Here is a 6,061-nt window from a genome sequence, read left to right on the forward strand (position 1 = left end):
AAATGCCATTTTCGTAACATATCTATATATTGAAACGAAAAAATCATTATCTTATCTTACATTTTTACTCTCTTATTTATAGTCGCTTTAATAAACTTAACGTTTTTTTATTTTTATGACAAATGTGATAAGACGTGAAATAAACGTAGATACTAGTAATTAACACGATATCGAGTCTTTTTTCTATCCTTTCCTTAAAATTACTCGTTTATGCTTGTAATTCATTTGCTTTAATCGAAACTTTCCTTTTTGGAGGTTTCTTCCAGTGTTATAATCTTCAGATTCAATGTCATTTATAGAAACTGACGTGACCCAGGGTGTTCCTTCATCCATCTCATCATTTTTTTATTTCCCCCATACAACGGATTAGCGTAGGAACCTTCGAGTGTCGTTTGGCGCAACAAGTTAAAAAACGTTTGTGAACTGACACCTGGCATATCAATTTATCCTTTTTTCAAAAGCGATCAGTATCTCATCTTGTTGCTCTCCTTCAAGTTTGTCGAATGAGGTTTCTAACCGTTTCTGACTTTCCTTTTCCATCGTACGTAAGCCTTGAAGTGCGTCTTCAAAAAGGATAAAAAGAACCAAGAAGTTCACGGCGGCGGAGAAACAAGCATTCGTGCGAAATTCGCAGTGTCATTTTATCGGACTTTTTGGACATCCTCTTGAAGGAAAATTTCTCCACGATTTCGCACCAGGGATTCCTGGGATTATTTGTGCGCATTTGGACCTTGCTTTGATTGTTTCACATCCTTTTTTTCATACTCTCTCACAAATATGCCCTGCTAAAAAGCCCTTTCCATATATACATGTGCATTCGTTCCCCATGAATTGTTTAATTGTTTATCGATAAAATAAGGAACCCCTAATTCAATTGCACCTGATCCCTTATCTTCTTTTGGAAATATTCTTTCGGTTGCTGCACTCAATGTATTAAAAACCTCTTTCCGATCAAAAAAACATTCTTGCATCTTGAAGATTAGTCGTTTCCACTTTTTCCGAAGTTTCTGGTATTGTTTGAAACTGATTGGTTAGAAATCCACCAAGTATAGATCCCCAACAACTTCACCTGCAAGAATTCCTGTGTTTTTAATAAATCTTCTTCAACTCCGATCATATTGTTCGTTATTTTCCTTCGTCTTATCATCGGCTATACCTACTTACTCCTTTTTTATTCATTGTTAACAAGATAAAAATAAAATATTTAGTCTTTATTTTGTACTATTTTTCCAAAAGTATCACTAAAAAATAGACAAAGCAAAATAAATGCTTCGTCTATCTTTAAATATCAAATATTATATTTTTGATAAAAAATCATCTATTCTTTTTTCAAATTCAATCGTCTCTATTTCATAAGCCTTAATATGGCCAACATCGGGGACAAGCCATAACTCTTTATCGCCTCCAGCTGCTTCGTAAATTTCTTCACCCATCCAAGTAGGAACAAGATCATCTGCATCCCCATGAATAATAAATAATGGTAGTTTATTATTTTTAACTTGTTCAATAGCTGTAACTTCGCCAAAAAAGTATCCAGCACGAACCTTTGTAATTAAACTCGTAATATCAAGTAGTGGAAAAGAAGGTAATCCATAAAGGTGCTTTAATTGGTGTTTTAATTCTTCCTTCATTGTTGTATAACCACTGTCGGCGATAATTGCCTTCACCTGATCTGGCAATACTTCACCACTTGTCATCAATACTGCTGCTGCACCGGCGGAATTCCCATGTAAAACAATTTCCTCTACACCGTAATCAGTAATTAATTGATCGATCCAGCCAATTAGATCAAGACGATCATGCCAACCGTAGCCGTAATAATCTCCTTCACTTTCCCCATGTCCACGAGAGTCAGGCATTAGAATGTTATATCCCCGGTCATAATAAAATTTCGTATAATCTCCCATATCTGCCTTTTCTTTTCGAAATCCGTGAACTAAAATTACTGCCTTCTTACTTGAGGTCTCATTTTCAATATAATCTGCTTGTAAAATTAAATCATCGTATGCCTCTTGAGTTAAACGTACTGGCTCTTGTTCGCTATACCACTTTTTGGCAGTTGCTAATACACTCTCTTCATTTGTATCTGCATTGGCATTAACTGTTTCGGCTTCTCTATGCAGTTCTACTTCGGAACCACGCTTTACACTTTCACCGTAAAAATAATTTCCAATAAAAATTAATATCGTCACTAAAAAAGCAACAACACTTACCAATATTATTTTTAATCTTCTTTTCACTTTTCTCGCCCCTTTGGAAAGTGATCTTTTGTTTATCATATCATCAAATACTTCAGAAAAGAATATCATATTAAAATTTTGATACACTCAAACCATAACTAAGTGTAAGGTGAACCTCTTCTACTAAGTCTGAGAATTTGGTATGACATAGATACAGTTGTACTTCACACAATTGGAAGGGGACTGCGCCTTCATCTTTATTTGTTCAAAAAAAATAAACCCTGATATTCAGGGCTTTAGTTGAAAGGAGAGAGAAACATGGTCTTGAATTGGTATCCATGCCCCTACTCCTTGCTTCGTTACATTTTTAATTTTTATACTTTTAGTATTTCCTTTCAGTTCAATATAGACTTCTCCATAAGTGATTTTTCCTTTTTCATTGATCGCAGGACTGTACGCCTTTAAATATCCTGATTTTTTTACGGGGACATTATAAAAGTTCTCTAATTTTGTATTTTTCCCAAAAACTGTTGTAAAAGAAAGAGGCAAATTAGTCTTATCATTTGCAGTTTGTAAGATCATTTTTTTAATTACATCAGGATTATCAATTTTATTTGTTAATGCACCTTTTACTTCTTTTTGTTCTTGCTGAATATAACGAATTTCTTGTACGTCATCTCCATTTAAGTTGTCAATTTTATTCTCATTAATCGCTTGGTAATCCCAAATTACAGATGTATTTTCTGATTGATAATTTAATGGCCAGCGCCCTAAATAAACTTGTGCTCTATAGCCGATTGCAAGTGGAGACGGTTTTATTATTGATTCATTAAGTAGCTTGATCAACTCATGGTTATCAATTGGGATACTAATTTCATCCAGCAGTTCTTTCGTATCACTACTTGGCTCTATAATCTCCATATCCTCAGTCGTATTTGGAAAAGTATTTGCTTTTGATAATGAAATAACATTTTTCGGAAGGGTAAAAGACTCTATTTCTTTTTTCTGTTTTTTCTCTTCCGCCGAAATAGAAGATTCAAAAGAAAATATACTAAAACTGAATAAGAAACCAATCAACCAAAACATATAAAGCCAACGTGCATTCATCTATCTCACTCCTTTTCGGATAGTTTTTCTTGATAGATGAATTTTATACATTAATTGACGTTTCAAATACTTCGTGCAATTCGGTGACAATATTTCTTACATAGAGGTGTTCAATAAGTCCGGTAAAAATGACACTGCGAATTTCGCACGAATGCTTGTTTCTCTGCTCCTTGAATAAGGAAAGCACTTTTTCTACGTGCTAGAAGCGTTTCCTTGGAAAAGAAGATCACTTTTCCTGCGTGCCAGATCTTTGCTCATGTATCTAAATGCATACATTCCGCTGCTCGAAACTGCGCCGACTCGAACTTCTTGATCCTTTTTATCCTCCTTTTTGAACACGCACATAGTTTCTAGATTTCTTTTAATTTTTTCAACGCATCAATTAGTCGATTAATCTCTTCGAGTGTATTATACGGTGCAATACCTGCTCGTATCAATCCACCATGTTTTACATTTAGTTTTTTCACTAAAGTCATTGCATAAAAATCCCCATATTCTAAATGAAGAGCATAGTTTTGCGCAAGATAATGACAAACTAATTTAGCTTCCATATTTTCAATTTGAAAGGAAATCGTCGGCGTTTTTGGGACATCAGCCCCAGATTGATAAACTTTCACATGCTCAAGTTCTGCTAAGGATTTTCTTAAAAAATCTGCTAAATAATTCTCATAGGATTTCATCTTTTTATAAGCCGAGATGAGCTTTTCGCGAAGTAAATTACCATTCCCAATGTTTGCCATAAACCTGATTGCTTCTGTAACCCCAATTAAGCCTTCAAAATTTAACGTGCCGGTTTCTAATTTATTAGGGGCTTCTCTTGGAGCTGGTTTAAGTTTAAAAACATTTAACTCATTAAATACGTCTTTATCTATTGCAACAATGCCTACATGTGGGCCGAAAAACTTATAAGCGGAACAGAATAAAAAGTCAGCTCCTATCTCTTTAAAATTAATCGCAAAATGTGGAACAGCATGAACAGCATCTATCGCAACCAATGCACCGACTTCTTTTGCCCTTTGAATAACTTTTCTATAGTTATTGATTGTTCCAATTGCATTGGAAGCAAGCCCAATTGCAACTAATTTTGTTTCTTCATTAATTATTTTTGAAAGATTTGAAAGATCTAAAGTTTTGGTCTCACAATCTAACTCTAAAGTATTCACTGCAAGATTTTTGGTTCGAGCAGCTGTAACCCATGGATCAATATTGGCATGATGATCCATTTCAGTTACAACAATATTCCCATTACTTTGTTCCCAACTTTCACAAACAGCTCGTGATATCCTAAATGCAAGAGATGTCATGTTGGCTCCAAATGCAATGTTCTCTTTTTCAGTCCCTAACAACACCGCTGCATATTCTCTTGCTTCATCCACCAAGAAAGCCGTCTCCATTGCTGTTGGATAACTTCCTCCCAAGTTTGATACACCATTTTTCATATATGTTGCCATCGAATCGATAACAGATTTTGCAACTTGAGTTCCACCTGGTCCATCAAAAAAACCGACAAAATGATTTCTTTCGATTCGTTGTAATGCAGGGAATTCTTCACGGATTTGCTCTATTGGATACTGATCAATTTCCACATCCTTCTCCCCCTCATCAGTTTAAATAATTCTATCTAAAATATTACATGAACTGTATAAACTTTTCTACCTAAATATTTTCGCTTAGTTATCGATACTTAGCCGTTCCACAACTTCAATACTATTTTCAATTGATCGAATCATCGCGCAGTGTTTACGGGAAATTTTCAAGTTTCTCTGTAATTTCTTTTCGTTTAATTCCTTTCCTTTTAATTTAAAATGCAAAATAATTTTTTCAATTCGATTTGCTTTATCCCTGTTTCTTTCAACTTCTGCATCAATAGTAAAAGTTTCAAATTCTGTTTTTTGCTTTATCAATATACGCTTAAAAACTAAGCCACTGCACCCAGCTATAGACGACACAAGCAATTCATAAGGTCTGTATCCGTGTTCTTCATTACTAGCAATGGCAATGTTATCATACTGCAATGTACCTTCAACATAATTTTCTTTAAAATTAAAATGCATGTCTATCCCCCATTTCAAAATTTACCTACATTCATTATACGTGATACATTTCTTTTTTGTTGCTTCTATTCATCAAATTGTTAAAACTATCGATGGTTTTATATTGACTAAATAAAGTCCTCTATTTATAATTAATATAAATAAAAAATCATTATAAAAATCAATAATAGTTTGATGCAATGCATGTTATAGGTTTTCGATAATGATAATTATTCTCAATTACATGTGGAGGAATGAAAATGTCTACACAATCTAAAGCTGTAAGGAGCCCTAATTCTGTTTCAAATACAGCCAATAAAAACTTACTAAGTAATTTAGCAAAACATGGTGAACTAATCGCTTCCCTTACAAGTGGATTAATTATTTTAACTACTTGGTCATTAACAAATGTAATCCCTCATGCCCTTTGGGTTATTTTGCATATCGTTGCATTTGTTATTGGTGGTTTTGCACAAGGAAAAGAAGGTATTACAGATACGATTGAAAATAAGGAACTTAATGTTGAGTTACTTATGGTAATAGCCGCTATAGGTTCCGCTTCTATAGGATATTGGACAGAAGGGGCAATTTTAATCTTTATTTTTTCTCTTGCCGGTGCTCTTGAAACATATACGTTAGATAAAAGTAATCAAGAAATTTCCTCACTAATGGAATTACAACCGGAAGAGGCACGAATTATTCAAGACGGCATTGAAAAAATGATTCCTGTTTCTAAATTAA

The 6,061-nt window shown here is 34.0% G+C and carries 7 protein-coding genes and 1 pseudogene; 1 reads left to right on the forward strand and 7 read right to left on the reverse strand.

Translation table 11 applies throughout. The annotated features are described in order from the left end of the window. Nucleotides 1-293 precede the first annotated feature (293 nt). The 7 genes from SPD89_RS23165 to SPD89_RS16955 form a co-directional block, all read right to left on the reverse strand. Nucleotides 294-437, reverse strand: a complete 144-nt coding sequence (locus SPD89_RS23165; protein ID WP_442961186.1) for a gluconate 2-dehydrogenase subunit 3 family protein — start codon at nucleotides 435-437, stop codon at nucleotides 294-296. 1 nt (nucleotide 438) lies between these two features. Further along, the gene (locus SPD89_RS23170) at nucleotides 439-597 is read right to left on the reverse strand and encodes a gluconate 2-dehydrogenase subunit 3 family protein (RefSeq protein ID WP_442961187.1); all 159 of its coding nucleotides are present in this window, start codon (nucleotides 595-597) and stop codon (nucleotides 439-441) included. 188 nt (nucleotides 598-785) lie between these two features. After that, on the reverse strand, nucleotides 786-929 hold the full coding sequence (locus tag SPD89_RS16935) for a gluconate 2-dehydrogenase subunit 3 family protein (protein WP_336263126.1): 144 nt from the start codon (nucleotides 927-929) through the stop codon (nucleotides 786-788). 366 nt (nucleotides 930-1,295) lie between these two features. Next, nucleotides 1,296-2,240 (reverse strand): alpha/beta hydrolase, encoded by a 945-nt coding sequence (locus SPD89_RS16940; RefSeq protein WP_336263127.1) that lies wholly within the window; start codon nucleotides 2,238-2,240, stop codon nucleotides 1,296-1,298. Nucleotides 2,241-2,468: 228 nt separating this feature from the next. Then, complete coding sequence (locus SPD89_RS16945) at nucleotides 2,469-3,287, reverse strand: YfkD family protein (protein ID WP_336263128.1); 819 nt, start codon at nucleotides 3,285-3,287, stop codon at nucleotides 2,469-2,471. A gap of 350 nt (nucleotides 3,288-3,637) precedes the next feature. Continuing rightward, nucleotides 3,638-4,873 (reverse strand): cysteine desulfurase-like protein, encoded by a 1,236-nt coding sequence (locus SPD89_RS16950; RefSeq protein WP_336263129.1) that lies wholly within the window; start codon nucleotides 4,871-4,873, stop codon nucleotides 3,638-3,640. An 84-nt stretch (nucleotides 4,874-4,957) separates the two neighbouring features. Then, complete coding sequence (locus SPD89_RS16955; protein ID WP_336263130.1) at nucleotides 4,958-5,341, reverse strand: OsmC family protein; 384 nt, start codon at nucleotides 5,339-5,341, stop codon at nucleotides 4,958-4,960. A 239-nt stretch (nucleotides 5,342-5,580) separates the two neighbouring features. Between SPD89_RS16955 and SPD89_RS16960 the strand changes: the two are divergent. Further along, a pseudogene (locus SPD89_RS16960) lies at nucleotides 5,581-6,061 on the forward strand (heavy metal translocating P-type ATPase); the annotation flags it as partial.

This window comes from Pseudogracilibacillus sp. SO30301A (genome assembly GCF_037072025.1).
Lineage (GTDB): Bacteria > Bacillota > Bacilli > Bacillales > Amphibacillaceae > Pseudogracilibacillus.